19 protein-coding genes and 1 pseudogene are annotated in these 21,560 nt (G+C 49.4%); 1 reads left to right on the forward strand and 19 read right to left on the reverse strand.

The features are described from left to right. Positions 1-148: 148 nt before the first annotated feature. From ET464_RS11975 to ET464_RS12060, 18 genes and pseudogenes are all read right to left on the reverse strand, one after another. Positions 149-1,011, reverse strand: a pseudogene (locus ET464_RS11975) (formylglycine-generating enzyme family protein). Between the two features lie 290 nt (positions 1,012-1,301). Further along, positions 1,302-1,940, reverse strand: a complete 639-nt coding sequence (locus tag ET464_RS11980; protein ID WP_129441176.1) for a glycoside hydrolase family 11 protein — start codon at positions 1,938-1,940, stop codon at positions 1,302-1,304. 281 nt (positions 1,941-2,221) lie between these two features. Beyond that, the gene (locus ET464_RS11985) at positions 2,222-3,724 is read right to left on the reverse strand and encodes an AraC family transcriptional regulator (protein ID WP_129441178.1); all 1,503 of its coding nucleotides are present in this window, start codon (positions 3,722-3,724) and stop codon (positions 2,222-2,224) included. After that, positions 3,721-3,957 carry a hypothetical protein gene (locus ET464_RS11990; RefSeq protein WP_129441180.1) on the reverse strand — a complete coding sequence of 79 codons (237 nt, stop codon included), beginning with the start codon at positions 3,955-3,957 and terminating at the stop codon, positions 3,721-3,723. Before ET464_RS11990 ends, ET464_RS11985 begins: the two co-directional genes overlap by 4 nt. A 112-nt stretch (positions 3,958-4,069) precedes the next feature. Then, positions 4,070-4,819 carry an IucA/IucC family C-terminal-domain containing protein gene (locus tag ET464_RS11995; RefSeq protein ID WP_129444327.1) on the reverse strand — a complete coding sequence of 250 codons (750 nt, stop codon included), beginning with the start codon at positions 4,817-4,819 and terminating at the stop codon, positions 4,070-4,072. Between the two features lie 3 nt (positions 4,820-4,822). Next, positions 4,823-5,656 (reverse strand): ABC transporter substrate-binding protein, encoded by an 834-nt coding sequence (locus ET464_RS12000; RefSeq protein WP_244226519.1) that lies wholly within the window; start codon positions 5,654-5,656, stop codon positions 4,823-4,825. A gap of 490 nt (positions 5,657-6,146) precedes the next feature. Then, complete coding sequence (locus tag ET464_RS12005) at positions 6,147-7,817, reverse strand: glycoside hydrolase family 13 protein (protein WP_129441182.1); 1,671 nt, start codon at positions 7,815-7,817, stop codon at positions 6,147-6,149. A 51-nt stretch (positions 7,818-7,868) separates the two neighbouring features. Further along, positions 7,869-8,894 carry a LacI family DNA-binding transcriptional regulator gene (locus ET464_RS12010; RefSeq protein WP_129441184.1) on the reverse strand — a complete coding sequence of 342 codons (1,026 nt, stop codon included), beginning with the start codon at positions 8,892-8,894 and terminating at the stop codon, positions 7,869-7,871. Positions 8,895-9,504: 610 nt separating this feature from the next. Further along, positions 9,505-10,071 carry a DUF4256 domain-containing protein gene (locus ET464_RS12015; RefSeq protein WP_129441186.1) on the reverse strand — a complete coding sequence of 189 codons (567 nt, stop codon included), beginning with the start codon at positions 10,069-10,071 and terminating at the stop codon, positions 9,505-9,507. 151 nt (positions 10,072-10,222) lie between these two features. Beyond that, positions 10,223-10,876, reverse strand: a complete 654-nt coding sequence (locus ET464_RS12020; RefSeq protein ID WP_129441188.1) for a recombinase zinc beta ribbon domain-containing protein — start codon at positions 10,874-10,876, stop codon at positions 10,223-10,225. A 69-nt stretch (positions 10,877-10,945) separates the two neighbouring features. Next, a complete protein-coding gene (locus ET464_RS20875) occupies positions 10,946-11,041 on the reverse strand; it encodes a hypothetical protein (RefSeq protein WP_165279985.1) in 96 nt (31 codons plus the stop codon). Between the two features lie 88 nt (positions 11,042-11,129). Next, entirely contained in the window at positions 11,130-12,026 is an 897-nt protein-coding gene (locus ET464_RS12030) for an IS3 family transposase (RefSeq protein WP_165279986.1), read from the reverse strand. Between the two features lie 26 nt (positions 12,027-12,052). Further along, positions 12,053-12,385 carry a transposase gene (locus ET464_RS12035; RefSeq protein ID WP_129441192.1) on the reverse strand — a complete coding sequence of 111 codons (333 nt, stop codon included), beginning with the start codon at positions 12,383-12,385 and terminating at the stop codon, positions 12,053-12,055. Positions 12,386-12,628: 243 nt separating this feature from the next. Beyond that, on the reverse strand, positions 12,629-14,320 hold the full coding sequence (locus ET464_RS12040; RefSeq protein WP_129441194.1) for a DUF262 domain-containing protein: 1,692 nt from the start codon (positions 14,318-14,320) through the stop codon (positions 12,629-12,631). Between the two features lie 224 nt (positions 14,321-14,544). After that, complete coding sequence (gene rlmD, locus ET464_RS12045) at positions 14,545-16,323, reverse strand: 23S rRNA (uracil(1939)-C(5))-methyltransferase RlmD (RefSeq protein WP_129441196.1); 1,779 nt, start codon at positions 16,321-16,323, stop codon at positions 14,545-14,547. A 212-nt stretch (positions 16,324-16,535) separates the two neighbouring features. Then, positions 16,536-17,444: a diacylglycerol kinase gene (locus tag ET464_RS12050; RefSeq protein WP_129441198.1), complete on the reverse strand. Its 909-nt coding sequence runs from the start codon at positions 17,442-17,444 to the stop codon at positions 16,536-16,538. 374 nt (positions 17,445-17,818) lie between these two features. After that, on the reverse strand, positions 17,819-18,625 hold the full coding sequence (locus ET464_RS12055; RefSeq protein WP_129441200.1) for a sirohydrochlorin chelatase: 807 nt from the start codon (positions 18,623-18,625) through the stop codon (positions 17,819-17,821). Positions 18,626-18,637: 12 nt separating this feature from the next. Beyond that, positions 18,638-18,928, reverse strand: a complete 291-nt coding sequence (locus ET464_RS12060; RefSeq protein WP_129441202.1) for a YerC/YecD family TrpR-related protein — start codon at positions 18,926-18,928, stop codon at positions 18,638-18,640. Between the two features lie 198 nt (positions 18,929-19,126). On the opposite strand from ET464_RS12060, the gene ET464_RS12065 reads away from it, so the two are divergent. Next, the gene (locus tag ET464_RS12065; RefSeq protein ID WP_165279987.1) at positions 19,127-20,236 is read left to right on the forward strand and encodes a hypothetical protein; all 1,110 of its coding nucleotides are present in this window, start codon (positions 19,127-19,129) and stop codon (positions 20,234-20,236) included. Positions 20,237-20,555: 319 nt separating this feature from the next. Here the strand turns inward: ET464_RS12065 and ET464_RS12070 are convergent, their stop codons facing one another. Then, positions 20,556-21,551, reverse strand: coding sequence for an inorganic phosphate transporter (locus ET464_RS12070; protein ID WP_129441206.1), 996 nt, complete (start codon positions 21,549-21,551; stop codon positions 20,556-20,558). Positions 21,552-21,560 lie beyond the last annotated feature (9 nt).

A 21,560-nucleotide genomic window follows, 5' to 3' on the forward strand; every position in this document is an offset into this window, starting at 1 on the left:
TGGCTCCCTGCATGAACTATTCCAATAGAAGCGGTTCTCCGTTTGGAGAGCCGCTTCTATTGGAATATCATATATGCACCCATCGTACTATTCCGAACTTAAGTCCCCTTGTTTGCGGAGACCGTCCTTCCTTCGGGATAAGAGCCTTTTACCCGTTGCGAGCCACCCGGAACCCTTGGTCGGGACCAATGCCGTTCGCTTCAAACTTGCCTTGGAAAGCGACCTCGCTGCTCGTAATGTCGCCGATCCAGCCGCCGCCCTTTACAACCCGGTATGTACCGCCGTCCTGGCCTCCGTACCAGTCCCAGCACCATTCCCTTACATTGCCGGACATATCGTATAGGCCCAGTTCATTCGCTTTCTTGCCCCGACCGCTTGAGGCTGGTCGTGATTGCTTTCAATAGCCGGCCAATTCCAATCGCCTGTTATAAAATGATCGCCGGCATTCCGCCAGTACCATACCGCCTCATCCGCACTATTGCTTCCGCTGTAGGTGTAGCTTTTGCTTTTTTGCCCGCCGCTTGCGGCGTACTCCCACTCCATCTCTGTCGGCAGCCGGTACCCGTTTGCGCCCGGATTCGTGGTTACGGTCCATTTTACGGTGTCGTTTGGACTTTGATTATGGGGGTCCTGTTTATTCTCATCAATCGTGTAATAAGGCTCCAAACCTTCTTTCAAGCTGCGATTGTTGCAATAGGCAACGGCGTCATACCAGCTCACCATCTGGACCGGCAGATTGCCGCCTGTAAACTGCGACGGGTTGCTTCCCATCACGTCCGTCCATTCTTTTTGCGTGACCTCATATTGGCCGATATAAAAGTCCGCCACCGATTTGCCGTAATAATTGGAATTGGTGTCTTTAAATGCACCGCCTTTGACCAAAACAAGACCGCCGGAGCTTGAAGCGTCCGCTTGGCCGGCAGACTGATCCGCATCCGTTGATTTTTGTTGTGCGCAAGCACTGGCCGCCACCATTAATGCAATAACAAGGAAGGCAAGCAGCTTTCTCATGACCAGGTCTCCTTTTAACGTAAAAATGAAATGACAAGCCTGTCGGCTTGCAGCAGCAGCGGAAACGCCGAAAGCCGTTTATTCTCTTGCGAGAAACGGCCTTGGGCGTTACCGGACTGATGATCAAGCTGGAACACACGATCGGGAAAGATAATATTCAAGTAGTATGCAGGCCTGAAACGAGTAAGGCTGACGGCCGCCGGTCCGGCCAGCCTTAGCGGAATTTTGCGCACTCCGCTACATGGACGAGCCGGCGCCGGTCTCTCCGCCTTCGCAGGCGGAGCCTGTTATTACCACACCGTTACGTTAGAGCTGCCGCTGCTCTGATAACCTTCTGTCGCCAAAATTTGATACGACCAGCTGCTGCCCAGATTCATGCCGTATTTTTTCCAGGCGTTTACGTGGTTGCTGAATGTAATGGCCACGTTGCTGCCGGTAGGGCGCTTCGATTGGCGCACGCTCCAGAACTGCGTAAAGGTTGCCGTTCCGTCGATGGAAGGCGCATTGGTGCGCGTAGATGTATAAATGTCATAAGTACCGCCATCGCTCGTCACCGTGCCTTTAAACGTGCCGGTAGGACGATATGTTCCCCATGTATCCACAACGTAATATTCAATCAGCGAATTTCTCGTCCAGCCGTAAAGCGACAAATAACCGTTGCCCGAAGGCGACCAGACACCCGCGTTATAGTTGATCGTGCGGGATGGCGAACCCGTATTCCAGCCTTTGCCGACAACAAAGTTGCCGCTGTTTTTCCACGTCACGCTGTAATTGCCGCCCGATCCGTTCGTTGCATTAACCGTGCCGCCGCCATCGGTCCAATTTTGCCAATAGTCCGTAGCTGCACTTGCAGTTGCGCCAAACAAGCTGCCCAAGCTCATCGTAGCTGCCAAAGCGATCGTAATCATTTTCTTTTTGGATTTTAACATCAGTCTGCCTCCTAAAGGGTTCTATTTTTTTTACAAAACCTGCATACTACTTGAATATTACCTTCTTCCCCTCCCTCCTTTTCTGCTCCAGCGAATATTTTCCAGCATTATACATTTACCACCGGCAGGTAGATTATATAATGTAAACGCATACATTTACACTTAACAAATTATAGATGTATCCCCAAATATTTTTGAAATCGTTTGTACGGAAAAAGCTCTTTTGCTTTCAAACATAACGAAACAGCCAGCTGCCGGCTTCATTCCGGCGGCTGGCTGTTCTATTTTTGCCCAAGTAAAGACCGGGCGACTTCATCTACGATTCGGTTAATGCCGGTTGGGCCGTAAGAGCCGATCCAGGTTGAAGCATCCACCGGATATACGCACCGCTTCTTCACTGCGCTTAACGAGTTCCATACCGCGCTCCGCTGCATGTCGGTTACCTGCTCCTTGAACATGTCATTGCAAAGCACAAAATAATGGCTGGCACTCACCTCGGGCAGCGCATCAAGCGAGATATGATATGCCGTGTCGGGGACCGCGTCGCCCGTTAAATAAAACGGCGCAGGCAATCTCAAGTCTCCGTATAAAACCGCACCCGTTCGATGCGCCGCCGTATGAAGGCGAATAAATGTATCCCGCGGACGTATTAAGGCGACATGCTGCCCTTGCAGCTTGTCGGCAAGCTCGGCAGACAACCGCGTTGTCTTCTCGCGGTATGCCGATAAGACTTGCCCTGCCGCCTGCTGTTTCCCCGTAATGGCGCCAAAAATATTCAGTATGGTGCGCCAATCTTCATTACGCTTGAACATAATAGTTGGGGCAAATTGGCTTAACCTCGCATAAAGTTTTTCGTGCAATTCCGTACAGACGATAAGATCCGGCTGCAGCGAAGCAATGGCATCCATATTAGGCCGCTCGCAAGTTCCCAATACCGTAAATTCCCTATACTGATTCTGCCAATAATCAGGAAAGCAGATCGTATCGCCTCCAACCCCTACACTGCCTGCCGGCTGCTCATTCAGCGTAATCAGCTGGTCCGCATACTGAACATCAAGCACAGCGATACGCGCAGGCGGTTGCCGTAATCGAAGCATTCCTTTTTCATGCGTAATGACTATCCCCTCGTTCGCCCCATCTCCGGCCAAATGCCCGGCAGCCCTTTGCGAAGACGGCAGCGCAAAACTTTGACCGGCATTAAAGGAGCGCCGAAAATCCAGCGGAGCGGTCCCATAATATTTTTTGAACGCTCTGCTGAAATAATAGCTGTCATGATACCCGATGCTCTGCGCAATTTCTTGAATCGTTGCGGCAGTATTTTGCAGCAGCTGTACCGCATGGCTCATTCTGACCTTTATTACGTATTCCATAGGACCAAGCTGCATCTGCTGTTTAAACCATCGCTGCAGCTGCCTTGGGCTGCAGTGCACAAGTTCTGCCATAAGCTCCAGCCTTAACGGTTCATCATAATGGGCATCAATGTGTTTCGTCACGATGCTCACCGCTTCTGAAGAAGTCTGATAGCCTTCCGTCTGCAGCTGCTTGAACAGCTCATAGAGCAAGCCTTGCAGAAGCACGTTGGCATGAAAGCTTTCGAGCCCTTGCCTCATGCTCCATTTGTCCTCAATCTGCTCCGCTGCCTGAAGATAGGACAAACGCTTGGGAGGGTTAAATCCAAATGCAAACTGAAAATGATCCTCCTGACGGGCAAATGACGATTTCCCAGCCGAATGTAAACGTTCGGCCTTATAGAAAATGACGATGTATTCAATCGGTTCCGTCACCGCCGCAAGCTCGACCCTGCACCTCTGCCGGCATGGCACACAAAAAAGGACTTGACCGGATAAACATCTCCGTCAATAAACAGTTTCCCGTGCCCGCTGCTTACCAAAAACAGCATGTTCGACGCTAAACCTTCATGGCGAAAATATTGGCCTGCCGGTATTCGCTTTCGCTGAACATCCAGCAGCTTGATCGCCATATCGTTCCATAACGATAACTGTTCCTGTAGTAACATCCCACACATCTCCAAACCTATTTTCAACATGGAGCAGTATCCCTGCTTTTGGCTTTATTTTAATTGATAATGATTTTCATAGTCAATTAAAAGCTCCTATTTTGTTAACAGGTTATAGTTTAGGACACTTCAGGCAATATTCCGGCGCCATTTGATAATAAAGGCAGCAAGTCAAACGCCTGCTTCGTCCGGTTACGTGCTGGCCTTCGCCTAATTCCGTGAAGGAGCTGAACGGATTTTTTCTCATGCCGAACAACTCGCCTGCTGAGCTTATAGCAATAAAGTGAAAATCGTCGCGCATTCGCTGACGCAGCTCTTCATCTTTATCCTCAAGATCCGCATACACAGGCGCGATGCGTGCCATTACATTTTCCCACAATATCGCCATGGATACCGGACCTGCCGCTGCAACAGCCTTCATGACCGGAGTCAGGCGCTCGCGGAACAATTGCTGTACGATCTCTGCCCGCCACGATTCTCGGTTGCTTGCCTCCGGAGCCGTGACCTCCACCTCAGACAGCGTCATAAACGGAAAAGCAGTGCCGGCAGCGCGGGCGTCCTGATGGAATAAATGACAATGCTCAAGCTCAGCGCCAATCCCTTTATTGTACAAGGTCATGGCACTGAGCACCGGAGCGACAAGCAGGCTGGCTATTCTTTTTACAAGCATGGAGGAAGCGACGCTCGTATTCGGGGCGCCGATATGTTCCATCAGCCATCCCAAATACGATTGGCATAACTCCCCTTCCAACAGCTCGCTTAAGGGCAGCGTCTTACGATATGGCCGAGGGACCTTGCCCATAGACAAATGATAATCGCCGGAAAGCTCTATCCAAGCGTCTGATGCCAGAAATGGGTTCATCCTTTATTGCTGCCCCAGCAGAGCTTTCGCCGCTTGATCAATAATGAGGCTGTTCGCGATTGGACCATAATAAGCAATCCATAAGGTACTGTCGACTTCATAGACGCGATTGTTTTTCACAGGATCCAGGGACTTCCATACTTTCGTATTTTTCAAATCCGCGACGGACTGCGCGAATAACGCATCCGATAATAAGAAATAGTGGTCAGCGCCAATTTCATTCATCGCTTCCAGCGAAATCTCATAGGCCGTGTCGTTAACCGCCGCAACCGATTCAGGAACGTTCAAACCCAAATCCGTGTACAGAATTGCGCCCGTGCGATGCAGAGGCGTATGGACCCGGATGCCTTCCGTTCTCGGGCGAATTAATGCGACAGTCTCGTTACCAAGCTTGGCGGCAATCTGCGCCTTCAGTTTGGACGCTTTCTCATCATAAGCTTGCTGAACAGCTTTCGCTTCAGCTTGCTTGCCCATAATTTTACCCATCGTTTCCAACGTCACACGCCAATCCTCATCGAAATCGAGAACGATGGTTGGGGCGATTTTGCTGACATTATCATAAAACTTTTCTTGAAAGTCCGTCATCAGAATCAAATCCGGCTTCAACGCCAGGATCGCTTCCAAATTCGGCTCATCCCGCGTGCCCAATACTTTCACATCTCCCAGCCGATCACTCAAATATTCGGGAAAATCGGTATCAGACCCTGCAGCTGTAACACTACCCGCCGGCTGTTCGTTCAGCGCAACCAGCTGATCGACAAATTTCGTGTCCAGGACAGCAATAATCTCCGGTTTTTTCTCTAACGTATATTCACCCTTTAAATGCTTAATGGTCACTGGAAATGAGTTTTCGCCTTCAGGCTCCTTTGCAGTCTGAGCATCAGCTGACGGAGATGGCGATGGCGTGCTGCTTGGGGCGTTATCATTATTACTGCCCGTGCTGCAAGCTGTCAGCAAGAGCACAAAACACAATATAAGAACTGCAAATGGAGCTGATGTATGGAATTTCTTCACTTCTATTCCCCTCTTCATCTTTTTCTGATAATGATTTTCATTACCAGTCATGATTATACTTTAAATTCTTCTCTTTTCAATGAAGGTTTGCGACAGAGCGCTTATCCTTTTGCGACAAATCCAATTCTGAAATAAAAAAGAACCCCAGCATCTCGGAACAAGACGCTAGAGTTCTTAACAATCTTCAAAATACTATTCTTATCACTTACGCCGTGCGAATCTCTGACACCTGCTTCGCCGGGTTTATCTTCTGATGGTCCGAATCACTTGAACCTTACCAGTACGCTCAACTTCACGCCATTCCTTATCCCGTTTACTTCAAAAGGTATACTCTTGTTTCATAAGGCTTCAGCGTACCTTCTTTTCTTAGCTTCTGGTCTTGTACCTCATAGTTATGAAGAACAAGCTGAGAGGATCGGCAGCTGACACTCGCCGGGACCTTAAATCTGGTCTCTTTATTCGAAAAGTTATTGATGACTAAAGCCTTTTTGCTGCCCAGCGTGCGGGTATAAACAAACAGCCGGGAGTGATTAGGCAACAGCAAGTGATACGAGCCATAAACGAATACCGGATTTTGTTTCCGTAAACGAATCAATTGTTTATAAAAGTTCAAGATGGAATCCGGGTCGTCCAATTGCTGGGCAACGTTGATCGTAGAATAATTCGGATTGACCTTCAGCCATGTCTGATCTGCAGCGGTGAAGCCCGCCATCGGTTCAGCCGACCACTGCATCGGCGTGCGGGAATTGTCACGGCCTTGCTTCCAGATAACCTGCATAATTTCATCATGCGGACGGCCTTTGGCGGATTCAATCTGATAATAGTTGATCATTCCTACGTCGTTGTAATCCTCAATCGACGGGAACTGGACATTCGTCATGCCGATTTCCTGCCCTTGATAAATGAAAGGAGTTCCTTTCATTAAGAAGTATAAAGCACCAAGCATTTTGGCGCTTTCCTTCCAATAGCTGCGATCGTCTCCCCACGTCGACACCCTGCGCGGCTGATCATGGTTTTCAATAAATAACGCGTTCCATCCTCTTCCGTCCAAACCGGTTTGCCACTTCGACAAATTTTTCTTTAATGCGCGTACGTCAACCGCTCCGTCGGCATCCTTTTCCCAAAGGCCTAAAAACTCGAACTGAAAAATCATATTGAAGTAGCCGTTCTCTTCTCCGACCCATTTGTCCGCGTCCTCAAGCCCGACGCCATTGGCCTCGCCAACGGTCATCACGTCATAATTTTTGATCGTCTTTTGCGAGAATTCAGTCAGAAACTCGTCGATCCCGTCAACGTTCATCATTTTAGGGAAACATGGAACAACGTCTAAGTTATCCGGATTTGGCATATCCGTTAAGCCCGGCTCTTTTTTAATATGCGAAATGGCATCAACGCGGAAACCATCGATCCCTTTCTCCAGCCACCAGTTGACCATATCGTACAAAGCATTGCGCACATCGGGATTTTCCCAGTTCAGATCCGGCTGCCGCTGCGAAAAGATGTGCATAAAATATTGCCCCGTCGCTTCATCATATTTCCACGCCGGACCGCTGAAGATCGATTCCCAATTGTTTGGTTCCTTGCCATCCTTGCCGTCCCGCCAAATGTACCAATCCCGTTTCGGATTGTGAATAGAGGACCGGGATTCAATGAACCAAGGATGCTCGTCGCTTGTATGATTAATGACCAAGTCCAGAATTAATTTCATCCCGCGCTGATGCACTTGATCCAACAGCTCGTCAAAATCAGCCATTGTCCCGAAATCGTCCATAATATCCTGATAATCCGAAATATCGTAACCGTTATCGTCGTTTGGCGATTTATACATCGGACAAATCCATATTACGTCTATTCCTAACTCTTTCAAATAATCCAGCTTGGAGATCACGCCTTGAATATCGCCAATGCCGTCTCCGTTCTGATCCATGAAGCTTCTCGGATAAACTTGATAAGCAACGCTTTCTTTCCACCACTGTTTGTTCACTCTCTTAACCTCCATAATTTATATAAATTGTACCTGTTGATGCTGGTGTTCTTACTGCTGAATAAATGGAATCGTTGACTCTCTTTCCCGAATCACCGTCGGGATAATAATGCTTTTTTTAAACTGGGAAGGGTCTTTAATTTCCTCGATCAAACATCTGGCCGATTCATAGCCTAACTGGAAAATTTGCGTATCTACCGATGTGAGAGCAGGGCTAGAGAACTGCGCCACCATCGTATTATTAAAACTAATCAGACTGACCTCATTCGGCACCTGCACATGCCTCTCTCTTAACACCAGCAAAACATGAAGCGCCGTTAAATCGTCTATTACAACAATCCCGGTTGGCGGCGCCTCCAAATCCATGAGCTCATGAACAGCATTGCGGATAAAATCCGGCGATTCCGGGTTTTTCATATAATCCCCGGACATATCCAGCTGATTGAACAGAACCGCCTCTTTAAAGCCTTGCAGCCGGTATTTCGCGACTTCAAACGTCAGCGGCCCGCCAATATAACCGATTGTTTTACGGCCTTGTTCGATTAGAAACTCAGCAGCCTCCCTGGCCGCTTTCACATTATCATTGTCCACATAGGTCACGCTTTCCGCGTTGCCATAAGGTTTGCCAATCACGACAAAAGGAATGCCGCTTTCAATCAGATAAGGAACGACTTTATCCTTTTGCTTGGAGTAGGATACGATGATCCCGTCGACCCTTTTACCGCGAACCATGTTGACCGTATCTTGAAAAATAGCCTCCTCCGAATCGCCTGTTGTCAGGCAAATGCTGAAACCCTGCTTATGACACCAAGCGCTTATGCCCCGCAAAACCTCAGGAAAAAACGGATCATGCAGCGATTCGCCGGCAGAACTCTTCATGACGATTCCAATGGTCTTCGTGGATTGCCGGACCAAATTACGAGCGTTCTGGTTGATATGGAATCCCAGTTCTTCCATCACGATGCGTACCTTCTGCTTCGTTTCTTCACTAATCTTCGAGCTGTTTGAAACCACTCGCGATACGGTAGATGCTGAAACGCCTGCTTGTTTGGCGACCTCTTTAATGGTGACTTTCATGTACTTCACCTCTTTGCATTTGGGATGAACGTTTGAAGCGGCAGCTGAGCAAAAGCAAAGAAACATCCCTGGAATGAAATGCATATTTTGCAAATCGCTGCGCAGTTTGTTATAGGATAAGAATGTGCAATCGTTTGCACGAAAACAATTGTAACCATGATTATTGCGACGGCAACTGTAATTGTTCCATCCGGTATCTTCAAAACTATAACATTGTATAAGTCATTATAATTTTATTTGCCCATCAATGCAATCGTTTGCACGAATTGATCCAAATAGTTGCAATACAGATTTTATACATGTTCTGCTTTCATTTGTCTTACAGCGACTGTGTACAAAAAATTGTTCATCGCGTATTTCGCTCGGGGGCATCACTAATCGTGCATTCTACTTCCTTGCTGAGAGCTTCAAGCTCCTGCATTACCATTTCAATATTCATTGTTTAATTTAAACACTCCCTTCTGTGGCAGTCGTTAACATAATATAGCAAGCAACAGCCCTCCGCCGCCGATAAGGCGGTAGAGGGCTGTTCTGTTGCTGTGTATAGTGAAAATTAAGGCTTAGACGAAACAGGATTCCTCAATCCCATTTCACCACTTTATAATAGAATTTAAACCGTGAGCGAACCACGGAACCCTCTGGCGCCATAATAGGATTCCGCACCGTTATGATACACGAAGACAGTTCCGTAGCGGAAATCAGCAAAGATAGCACCACCGAGTTTTCTAATCTCAGAAGGTGTTTTCAACCAACTCGATGTTTTCGTATCGAATTGTCCAAGCTTCTGCAGCTCCCGATACTGTTCTTCTGTCAAAAGCTCAATGCCCATGGCAGCCGCCATATGGATAGCACTATTCTTCGGTTTATGCTCCTTCCTTGACTCCAGCGCTTCATTATCGTAACAAACGCTTCTGCGGCCACTAGGACTTTCAACCGAACAGTCATAAAAAATATATTCACCCGTCGCTTCAGCATAGCCAACAACATCTGGTTCACCGCCGGTTCTTTCCATTTCGTGAAGTGACCATAGTTTTTCAGCATTAGCTTCCAGCTTTGCTTGTACTCCAGCCCATTCAATACCTTTATGACGGTTCATGTTTTTCTCAAAACGAACTTTCCATACGTGGAATAACTCTTCGCGTTGTTCCGGTGACAACTCGCCTTTTTCATGTTCCATAATGAATAAACCTCTCATTGGAATTTTTTGATATTTCATATACGCCTTGGACGAATGAAAAACATAATTTATTTAAGCGAACCTGTCACAAATCATTTTCGATCCATCCATACCACCGACTCCACATGGCTTGAGTGTCGGTCACTGTATATTAAGCCGTAAGAAGAGCGGTGGCGGCAAACTTGTAATGAATGTTTACCGAACCATCCGCTTGAACTTCAATCCTATCAACCAAACGATGCACCATTTCAGGAGTAAGTTCCTTAAGCTTCATGAATTGCTTGAGTTCTTTCTTCAACCGAGCAATACTTTCCCCTGTACTTTTATTCCCTTGTTGAGACTGGAAGCCTTTTAACTGCTCCTGTAGGCTATACAGTTCAGCATTGCCGCTTTCCGTTGCTTCCTTATACTCTATCTCAGTAATCGTACCGCTCGCCAACAGTCTGATTAAGCCTGTCTTTTGTTCTTTCAATTTTTCAATACGTCTTTGTAAAGACTGTATTTGCTTCTCTGTCTGCTTTCTTGCTTGTTGGCTCTTTACCTCAAGCCGCCCCATAATCTCGTTTTCATTAAGACTCTCAGCACTGTTACGAATATCGGTCAAGACAACCTCAATGAGTTCCTTTTCCTTCACGCTATGCTGACTACAAACGTACTTCCCATGCTTATAGTAGTTGCCACAAACATAGCCTTTACGGTAATGGACGTACCATAGAGCCTTCCCACAATCTGCACAGAAAAGGTAGTTTGTAAACAGGTGCTTCTTTGCCTTGGGCTTTGCAATTTGTCGCTTTCGCCCCTCCATGTACTGTTGTACAGCTTCAAAGTCTTCTCTTGAAATTATGGCTTGGTGGGCATTTTCGGTAATGATTTGTCAATCCCTTGGGATTTCTTCACGTACCTTTGACGTAACGCTAACGGTTGTCTGCCTTCCTTGAACCAAGTCACCAACATAATGAGGGTTAGTCAAGATTTTCTTGATAGAAGCGGTTAAACACCCGAATTTTTGAGTCTACGTCACTTAATCAGCTACTATCATAGTTTCTCTTTCTTTTTCCTCATACTTTAATTTTCTTGGCCTTCACTTGTTGCATCGCTACAGCTTGGCGGAACAGCTTTGGTGCTAAATCAAAGAGACTCCCGTGCATACGTCGTTCGTTGTAAAAACAGATATAGTTCGTCACGACCTCGTAGGCTTCCTGGTAGGTACCAAATTCATAGCGCTGTAAACATTCCGTTTCCAGTAAACTGTGAAACGACTCAATATGCGCATTCTTGTTTGGTGTCTTTGGCGGGATTCTCTCGTGCACGACCTCATACGCCTCACATGCTTCTTCAAAGACGTGAGAAATAAACTGCGGGCCATTGTCGGTGCGAATCACGGGCCGTTGCTTCGTCTCGAAAAGCTGTCGTTGCCACAGGGTACGCTGAATTAATCCTGCTGCATGCTTGCCTTCACAGGACAGTCCCATGTGGAAATCGATGATCTCACGGTCTAACACATCCAAAACGCATAGTAGGTAAAAAAAGCGCTGTTCTCCTGCAATGTAGCCGTATTTGATGTCCATTTCCCACAGTTCGTTGGAAGCCGCAATCTCACGGTTATTTGCCAATCTACGTGGATGTTTGATCCGCTTTTTCCGCTGAGGCTGGAGCATTTCCATCTCATCAAGCAGGCGATAAACCTTCTTCTTGTTGATCACCAGGTTGTACTCACGCTGCAAGCAGATCGTCAGTTTACGGTAGCCATAGACGTCAGTTTCGCCATTCAGCAGCTCACAAAGCCATTCCTGGATCTGACCATCACTAATCGGTACGCCGGCTTTCGTCATGGAGAAACCAGGCACCGGGCGACCACCTTTACCAGTAGAAGGAACCTGACTACTAGGCTGCTTCTTGCGGTAATAATAAATCTGTTCGCTCACACCGACAATCCGCAAAATGCGGCTGACCACATGTCCCAGCTTAATCCACTTGTCGGCTATTTCAATTTTGTCCGATAAGCTGGGTTCTGCTTTTTTAGCAAATCACGAAGAACGGCAATCTCCAGATCCTTCTCGCCAAGGAGTTCCTTCAGTTGTTTATTTTCGCCTTCAAGTGAACGAAACTCTTGCGGTGAAGGTGTATAAGCCGCAATCGCTTTGGATGCAGAATCTGTTGTTTTCCAATCCGTATGTTCAGCTTGCTCCATCCATCGGTATAACATCTTCGGATTTATGTTATGGCGGCGCGCTACTTGCGCAGCATTCCCGACCTCTTTAGCTTCTTGAATCACTTGCTGTTTGAACTCGATCGTAAACCGTCTACGTTGCATAAAAAATCCCCTCCACTGATTCTTCATCTAGCTTACTACGTTAAGTAGCCTAGACTCAAATCCAATTTCGGGGCTTAAGAGGGGTTACGTTGGGAGCCAACTGTTTTTTAAAGAAAGTACTCGTTATTGTTAAAAACAAAAGTGGTTTTGGTTCCTGTTATTTGTCAACACGATATGTTGACATTTCACATTCAACCTTACCACTCGTAAAAAATATCTATTTGACCTAACAACAAAAGTTAATCACCTTAGCAACTCTCGTACCCTTTCCGAGAGTATTGCTTTTCTTGCCTCATAAAACTTTTCAAAATCCTCAATTTCAAGTGAAACACCATCTGCAATCATAGCCTGCTTCAGGAACTCCGCTTTCTGATCATCATTCATATCATTGTAATAATCAACAAGTCGCATATTATTTTTGCTACCGTTACTTCTACCTTCAAGCAAATGTAGATTAGGTAGTCGATTACGATTTCCACGCCACCTTTTCCAATCTTCCATAGAAACAGACACAGGCTTGTTACCTTCAAATCTGTCATATGGATGCAGATGGTCTTGCTCATACTTATAGTTCCTGTTCATCCAGTCAAGGGACAGATAATATAGTGCCTCTCCAGCAACTCTACTGCCTTTTTCTGCATTGAGTATATCTTCAATTTTGCCGTCCGTTACTCGGAGTTCATTCATCTGGTTGAGCATATCCACATTGATTTCATAATCATAGCTGTTGATGTTACTCTTCATCTGTTGAAGTTTGCTAGTTGTGCCAGATTGGAAATACGTGAACAGAACCGCTCTAATCAAATAAGCACGAATGCCATCAAGGTTTTTATTATATTCTGGGTTGTAATAAATAAAGTAGATTATAGGTAACAGTACGTTCCAGCTGCTTGAAAAACGGCTGACCTCGATTTTCATGCCTTTCAGCACGGTTTCCAGATCCTTTAGTGCCTTTCTGAAAGCACTCCAGTTATTCTTCAGTTCCTCTGCTATCTGCTTGTTAATATTTGACTTTACAACATCACCATAAAGCATAAGAGCAGAACGGATTATAAAATCCGAACCGAATCCAGCATAAGACTCCACAAGTAGCTTTCCGAACTCCGTCTTTGCACTTGGCCAATATGCCTCAAGGATGGACATCGTAATTTCCGATTTGCGGAGTGCCTTGCCACCGCTGTTAAACCTTACGAACATCTCAAGGGCATCATCCTGTTTCATGTCCTGGATTTCTGTAAACCGAATCAGCTTTTCTACAAAGATTTTATTATACAGCTTATTTAGAATATCCCTTGCATACTGTTTACTGTCTGCCGGAACATTGGCAATAGCTTCATCGATAGCTTGGTCTCTGGTTGATCCATCCTGGAACTTCTCGTTTAGAATACTCTTAATTTCAAACTGTGTCGGACTCAGCTTGCCTACCTTTTCACTGAACTTGATGTCATACTTTTTACTATTATATTCCTCTTCATCAACAGTCAGCTTATTCTTATTCAGTTCAATCAATAGCTTTGTAACCAATCCACCACCATTTTGCTTCCTTGCGTGTTTTTGCCGAATATAAGCATCTCCTAACAAGGACAGAAACAGAGAAGTTAATCTCTGCTGTCCGTCCAATACCGCAGTATCAGTAATCTTCACATCTATGCTGGTCAATTCATAATTTACGCTGTCTGCCTGTTTTCTGCTATCGAACGTTACCTCAGACAGGAAGTTGCAGAAGTATGTATCCCATGTCACATTGTCATCGTCCACGTGCCAGAACAGGAATGTGGCAATTGGGTAATCAAGCAGAATGGAGTCCCACAACTTTTCAATTTGCTCAATGCTCCAAACATACTGTCTTTGAAATGCAGGCATAACAAACTTGCCGTTTTTAATGTTTTGTAAAGCCTCGTATATTGTTATACTGCTATCAATTAATCTACTCATACTCAAACCTCTCAATCCTTCATGGGTGACTTCCAACCTCTTGCCAGATCGTTACCGAATAATCATTACCCTCAAATAGTTCGACATATTTCTTCAATCCCCTTCCATTTCCTGAATATCTTCCACTATTGCCTCTGCAGTATCTCCGCATAAGAAAAGCCCAAGCGCTAACCCGCTTAGGCTCTTAAAGTCTTTATATAATAGGTAAATGCGGCTCTTAACTACTACTTCCTTATGAGCGACACACAACACTCCACATGCACCGTATGCGGGAACATATCCACCGGCTGCACCTCGACGGTGCGGTAGCCGCCGTCTTCGAGCACGCGCAAATCGCGCGCGAGTGTGGATGGATTGCAGCTAACATACACAACTCGCTCGGGTTTCATCGCGAGGATGGTGTCCAGCAGCGCCTCATCGCAGCCTTTGCGCGGCGGGTCGACGACCATGACATCGGGCACGATGCCTTCTTCGCGCCAGCGCGGGATGACAACTTCGGCGGCGCCTGCCTCGAATGAGGCGTTGGTGATGCCGTTCAGCGCGGCATTGCGGCCGGCGTCTTCGATGGCTTCCGGCACGATTTCGACGCCGTATACGCGGCCGGCCTTACGTGCCAGAAACAGCGAGATGGTACCGATGCCGCAGTAGGCGTCAATTACTGTCTCGCTGCCGGTCAGGCCGGCGTATTCGACCGCTTTGCGGTAGAGGGCGATCGTTTGAACCGGATTCACCTGGTAGAACGAACGCGCGGAGATGGCAAAACGAATGCCGTCGAGCTCGTCGTAAATGACTTCGCTGCCCCAAAGCCTTCTCGTGGTGTCGCCAAAAACAACGTTGGTGTTACGATTGTTGACGTTTTGCACGATGCTGGTTACTTGCGGCAGCTCTTCGCGGATACGCGTGATCCATTCCTCCCGGCGCGGGAGACGGTCGCCGTTGGTGACGAGCACGATCATCATTTCGCCCGTGACATAACCGGTACGTGCCATGACATGGCGCAGGATGCCTTGCCCTGTCTCTTCATTATACGGTTTGATGCCAAGCTCGCGACCGATTTGTTTCACGATGCGGACGATTTCATCGTTGCGCTCATCCTGGATGAGGCATTCGTTCATGTCGATAATGCGGTGGCTGCCCTGGGCATAAAAGCCGCCGATCAGCTCGCCTTCGTTCAGATCGCCGCGTACGCCGATCGGCACCTGCGCTTTGTTGCGATAGCGCCACGGCTCGGTCATGCCGATGGTCGGGTGAACAAGAATTCCCGCACCAGTTGCGGAAAACGCGTTAGCTCCGCCTTCGGCATTCGTTAAGCTGCTGCTGGAGGAAGCTTTCGTAGGGCTGGCTGCTCCGGTGTCTTCAACTGCACTGCCGTTCCCTGCCCCTGCAATCGTACCGCCGCTGATGGCCGCACCTGCTCCAGCTTCGCTGCCCGCCACGTTCAGCTTCCCGATCCGCGTCAGGTTGTCCACGACGAGCTGGCGTTTCCACGCAAGCTGCGCCTCATAGCTCAAATGCTGCAGCTGGCAGCCGCCGCATTGCTTGTAGATCGGGCACGGCGGCTCGATGCGGTCGGAGCTGGCCGACAGCAGCTCCAGCTGCTTGGCATAGCCGTATTGCTTCTTTACCTTCAGCACTTTCGCCCGCACGCGCTCACCCGGCAGCGCGCCATGTACAAAAAGGGTAAAGCCGTTCTGGCGGCCTACCCCTTCTCCTTCGTGCGTCAGCCCAACGATGTCGAGCACGACTTCATCGTTTTTATCGACCGGTGCGGTATGAGCGGCAGTTTTGACGCCGGTGTGGGCAGCGGTTTTAGCGGCGGTTCGGGCCGTAGTCTTTCTACCGGTATGGGCTGCGGTCTTTCCGCCCCCATGCGCGGCGGTTTTAGCTTCCTCTGAGGCGGCTATTTTTGCACCGGCATGGGCGGCTCTCTTTCCGCCTCCATGGGCGGAGGATTTCGCTGCCGCTGGTTGTTTTCGTGCAAATCCTTGCTTTTTTCTGTTCATAACTCTCTCCGATTCTATGTTTAAACGCCAAGCATCGCTTGGCGTCTGTTCATTCTTTATCTAATCCGCTTAGTAAATTTATCTGCCGCTTTTCATTGCTGTGCCCCTCACAGGGAGCCGTTCACTAGAATACTATAACGGCGTGACATCTCCGTAAACGTGTTAACCCCTGCCGCCCCATTAATCTGGTCACAATTCTCCCCGCCGCTCAGCTAGCGGTAAGACGCCATCCCCGTTGCATCGGTAAAAATCTGCAAATGGCTTGGCATATTCGTAAACGTCGCCGGCAGCGTGCCGCCAAATTCGCCATCCAGATTGATCTGGACATGGTCAGGCGTCCATACTTTCAGCTCGTCCGTCCGAAAATGGATGACATGGGAATCGCCAAGATGCTCTCCTCGCAGCGCCAATGTAACGAGACGGATAAAATCCGCAAGGTTGCATTTGCGCAGCAGTACGACGTCGAACAAGCCGTCGTCTACTTTGGAATCCGGGGCGAGCTTCTCAAAGCCGCCTACCGAATTGCTATTGCAAATCAGGAACAGCATAAACTCCTCATGAAATTCACCGACGCCTTTCGCTTCGAACTTCAGTTCCGTTGGGCGGAGGTGGGTCATTTTTTCGAGACCCTTCATGTAATAAGCAAGCTGTCCGATCATCGTCTTCAGCCGGCTCGGCACATCATAGGTGAGGTCCGTCAGCGCGCCGCCGCCAGCTATATTAATGAAGTAACGGTCATTCGACCTGCCGACGTCGATCGCTTTGGTATGCTGCTGAACGATAAGGTCAACCGCATACTCCCAATGCTTCGGAATCCCAACGGCACGGGCAAAATCATTGGTCGTCCCTACCGGCAAAATGCCGAGAGGCGGACGGTTTTCTTTTTTCGCCAGTCCGTTGACGACTTCATACAGCGTGCCGTCGCCCCCGGCGGCAATAATCATATCATAATCCCGGTCAGCCGCATCGGCAGCGGCCTTGGTCGCATCACCTGCACCGGTCGTCGCATGGCAGCTCGTCTCGATCCCGTTTTGCTCCAGCTTTTGCAAAATGTCCGGAAGGCGTTTCTTCATCTCTTCTCTTCCCGATGTCGGGTTATATATCAGCCTTGCCCGTTTCATTACGTTTGAACCCCCGATCCGCTCTGCGGCTTAAAACTGTTTAAGCTCGCGCAATGTCATATACTCTTGTATTGTATGCCTTACCGGAACCGCCTTCAATATCGAAATTAAGAACATTTTTCGTCCTTCTTGCACAACGTTGACAGAGCGGCTGCGCAGCTTCAAAAGCCGGGCGGGGGCGTATTCAGCTGAGCGGCTAACCACTTACAATCAGCCTCCAAGGCACTTGCCCGTCGCGTCATAAAAAAAGCTGGAGTATCCTTAAGGATCTCCCATGATCCCCTGCTCCTGCCCACAAACCCGCGGGCAGCCTCTTCTCTGCCTGCAGCCTTCCAGCCACCGCTGTTGGCCGGCTCAACCGCTGCCGCAGCCTTTCAGCCACCGCTGCTGCCAGCCCAACCGCTGCCGCAGCCTTCCAGCCCCGCAGCGGCTTGCCTCGCAATCCACTTGGCAATAGCCGGATGGGGCAGCAGCGCCTTGCCGTTGTAACGGTAACTTAATCCTTGCAGCCGTCCCGGAATGACATGGTTCGTAAAATACCCCCGGCTCAAAAACAGCGGCACGACGATCACCGCTTCATCGGGCCGTTCCGCTTGCATCCCCCGCAGCTTCTCCGCCGCCTGATCGGGCAGCAGCATCGCCTGCTCCGCCCGTGCGAAGCCGCCGAGGCTGCACAGCCGCGAGCCAAGCAGGCTCATGCCTTGCTGCCAGCGCTCATGGAAGCCCGCCTCCCGGCTGCCATGCCCGATAAGCAGCAGCGCTTCGCGCTCCGGCTCGCGGGACAGCTCCCGGATATGGCCCAGCAATATTTCCGCCACTTCCGGGTCGTCATCAATCGGCTGACCGAACCGCACCCGGGCTGCCTTTACTTCAAACGGCTCCAGGTCGCCTTGCAGCCCATGAGCGGCTGGCAAGCCAAACGCCTGTGCGATTTCATCGACATGCGTGCTGCCGGAAGATACGAATAACGGCAGGACGTAAATATCCGTTACGCCCTGCCGTTCCAATTCCCAGATGCCGTCCTGAATCAGACGGCCTTCTACAATTTCAAGAAATGCCGATACAACGGGCACTCCGGACAACGACAAAGATGACGCCGCCTCGTTCACCGCGTCATCCACTAGTTTGATCCAGTCTGCCTCGCGGGACCCGTGGCTAATAACCAGCACACCCTGCTTCATGGCCGCTCCGCCTTACCGTCCCAGGCGGTCCAGCGTCATTTTGTAGCCGTCGTTCCCGTAATTCAGGCAGCGCTTCACCCGAGAGATAGTCGCCGTACTCGCGCCGGTCTCCGCTTCGATCTGGTTGTAGGTGCTGCCTTTGCCAAGCATGCGTGCGACTTCCAGACGCTGGGACAACGACTGGATTTCGTTCACGGTGCACAAATCATCAAAAAATACATAACATTCTTCCACGTTTTTTAGTGTAAGAATGGCTTCAAATAATTGATCTATTGCTTTATCGTTTAGCTTTTTCAATTGCATGACCATTATTCACCTCAATAATAACTAATGCATCAATTGTATAGGTTTTGGGATTAATTTTCAATCTATGACGTGTTCACGCTTTACTGAATCGCAGAATATAGGCGTCTGTCACGAAAAAAATAGGCTGAAGCCCCCGTTTTCTGTCACCTCTGTTCGCCTATGCCATAGACTAGTAAAAAAAGGGTTGTGATCCAAGTGAAATTCCGCAAGCCTTCCGGTTTACGCAAACCGGGTCAACAGGGCAAAGACGATCAAACGCCAAGACACTCCTACACATACCCGCAAAATCCGCAGAACGGCGCTTACGGACAGTCCGCCTATTATGGTTATCCGACGTCTTCATCCCAGCACGGGCAGCAAGGTTACGGCTATGCAGGGGGCGGCCAGTGGCGTTCGCAGGAATTACCAAACGGCTGGCCGAACGGCGGAAGCTTGGGACCGCAAGCAGGCAGCTATGCCGGAGGCGGCCAGCAGGGCGGTTACGCCGGCGGGCCATATCCCGGACTCGTTCAGAACGGGGCAAGCGCTTATAGCAATAACAACGGGCAGCAGGATGGTTATCCCGGTACCGGCTTCAGCGGTTATTCGCAGCCGAACAGCTATCCCGGCACGCAAGGCTATACGCCGCAGGCCGGTTCCGGCGCTTACGGGCAGCACCCGCATAACAGCGGTTATCCGGGCCAATCCTCCGAGGGGCCGGTCGTGCGCATAAGCTCCCGCCAGCCGTCCGGGTCCATCGGGTATCAGCCGGTTCGCCAAGGCGAAACTCAACCGCAGCCGAATTTCCCCGGTTTTACATCCGGGTTTATGCCGGGGATGCAAGGGATGCAGGGGATGCCGGTCCAGCCTGCTTTTGGCGCGCCTCCAATGCCGCCCCAAGCCATAGCGCCGGCAGCGCCGGAGCCTCTTGTCGGCGAAGTGGTCGAAGCTTCGGCTGCTGCAGCGGACACGAAGGCAGGCGGATTGTTTTCGCTTGCCAACTTGTCGGACATTAAAGGGTTTGTCGACCGGATGGGCGGCATTGACGGCATTTTGTCTTCCGTAACCAAGTTTCAGAAAGTAATCAGCAGCGTCCAGTCGATGGCTCCGCTTATGAAGCTGCTTGTCGGCTCCTTCAGCAGCAAAAAATCCGATGATAACGCAGGCAGCGAAACAGAAGATACGACGGAATGGCGGCCTAAGAAACGCCGCGTCAAACGGCGTACCGCCAAGCGGACAACACCGGCTAAACGCCGCAAGCCGCAGCAGCATCGTCCCAGCAAGCCGCTTCGCTACAGCTACCGGCCCGGCCGCCGCCGCAGGTAATAGAAGCAGCTTCTGCAAGCTTCGGCCATGGGCAGGCTGCGCCGCTCATACCGCCAGTTCCAGCCGTATCCCGCTTTCTTTAACTATACGCGCGTCTGGCAGGCGCGTTCCGCACGGGGCATTCCCTTTATGAATAACATAGGGGGACCTGCCGCCGCCGGAACGCGCCTGCCGCCGTTAAAGAGCCGCCCGCCATAGGACATTATATCCAAGAGGCGGGGCAGCGCCAGCTACGCCGGTACGCAAAAAAAGGCCGCTTCAAGCGGAATCAGAACATTGACCCTCTTGAAAACAGCCTCCTGCATGTCCATATCGCCGTTTACAGGAATAACGCTTCGATAATCCAATAAACAACAGCCGCAAACAATATCGTAATCGGAATTGTAATGACCCACGAAATGACGATACGTCCGGCAAGCGTCCATCTGACGCTGGAGAAACGTTTGGCGCTGCCTACGCCGAGAATGGAAGACGTAATGACATGCGTCGTGCTGACCGGCAGCTGAATCATCGTTGCCGTCAAAATAATCGCCGCAGAGCTGACGTCTGCTGCAAAGCCGTTAATCGGCTCGATTTTGAAAATTTTCGTGCCCATTGTTTTAATGATTTTCCAGCCGCCGATTGATGTGCCCAATGCCATCGAAGCGGCTGCCGCCAGCTTAACCCAAAGCGGCACTTCAAAATGGTCCTGGATGCCTGCCGTTACAAGGGCAAACGTAATGATCCCCATTGCTTTTTGCGCATCGTTCGTCCCGTGGGAAAACGATTGAAAAGCGGCGGTAATAATTTGGCCGAAACGAAACCCTTTATTAATCTGATGCGGGCTTCTGCGGGCAAATATCATTTTAAGCAGCCACATGACAATAAAACCGATGGTGAAGGCAATAAGCGGCGAGAAAATAAGCGCTTTAACAATGTCAACAAATCCGCCCGCGTTTACACTGGAGAAGCCTGCCGAGGCAATAACCGCGCCGGTCAGCGATCCGATCAGAGCATGCGATGAAGAAGACGGAATGCCGAACCACCAGGTAGCGAGGTTCCAGACAATTGCAGAAATAAGCGCCGCAATTACGACCTGTACCCCATGCTCCAGCTTGGCCGGATCGGCAATGCCGCTGCCGATTGTTTTGGCAACGCCGGTAAACGTAATCGCTCCGACAAAGTTCATCGTGGCAGCCAGCAGAATTGCAACCCGCGGCTTCAGCGCACGTGTCGATACGGAAGTTGCAATTGCATTGGCGGTATCGTGAAAACCGTTAATAAAATCAAATCCAAGAGCAAGTAATACGACAAGCCATAACGTTATGGAATCCATATGTGTGGT

It is taken from the genome of Paenibacillus protaetiae (assembly GCF_004135365.1).
GTDB lineage: Bacteria > Bacillota > Bacilli > Paenibacillales > Paenibacillaceae > Paenibacillus_AP > Paenibacillus_AP protaetiae.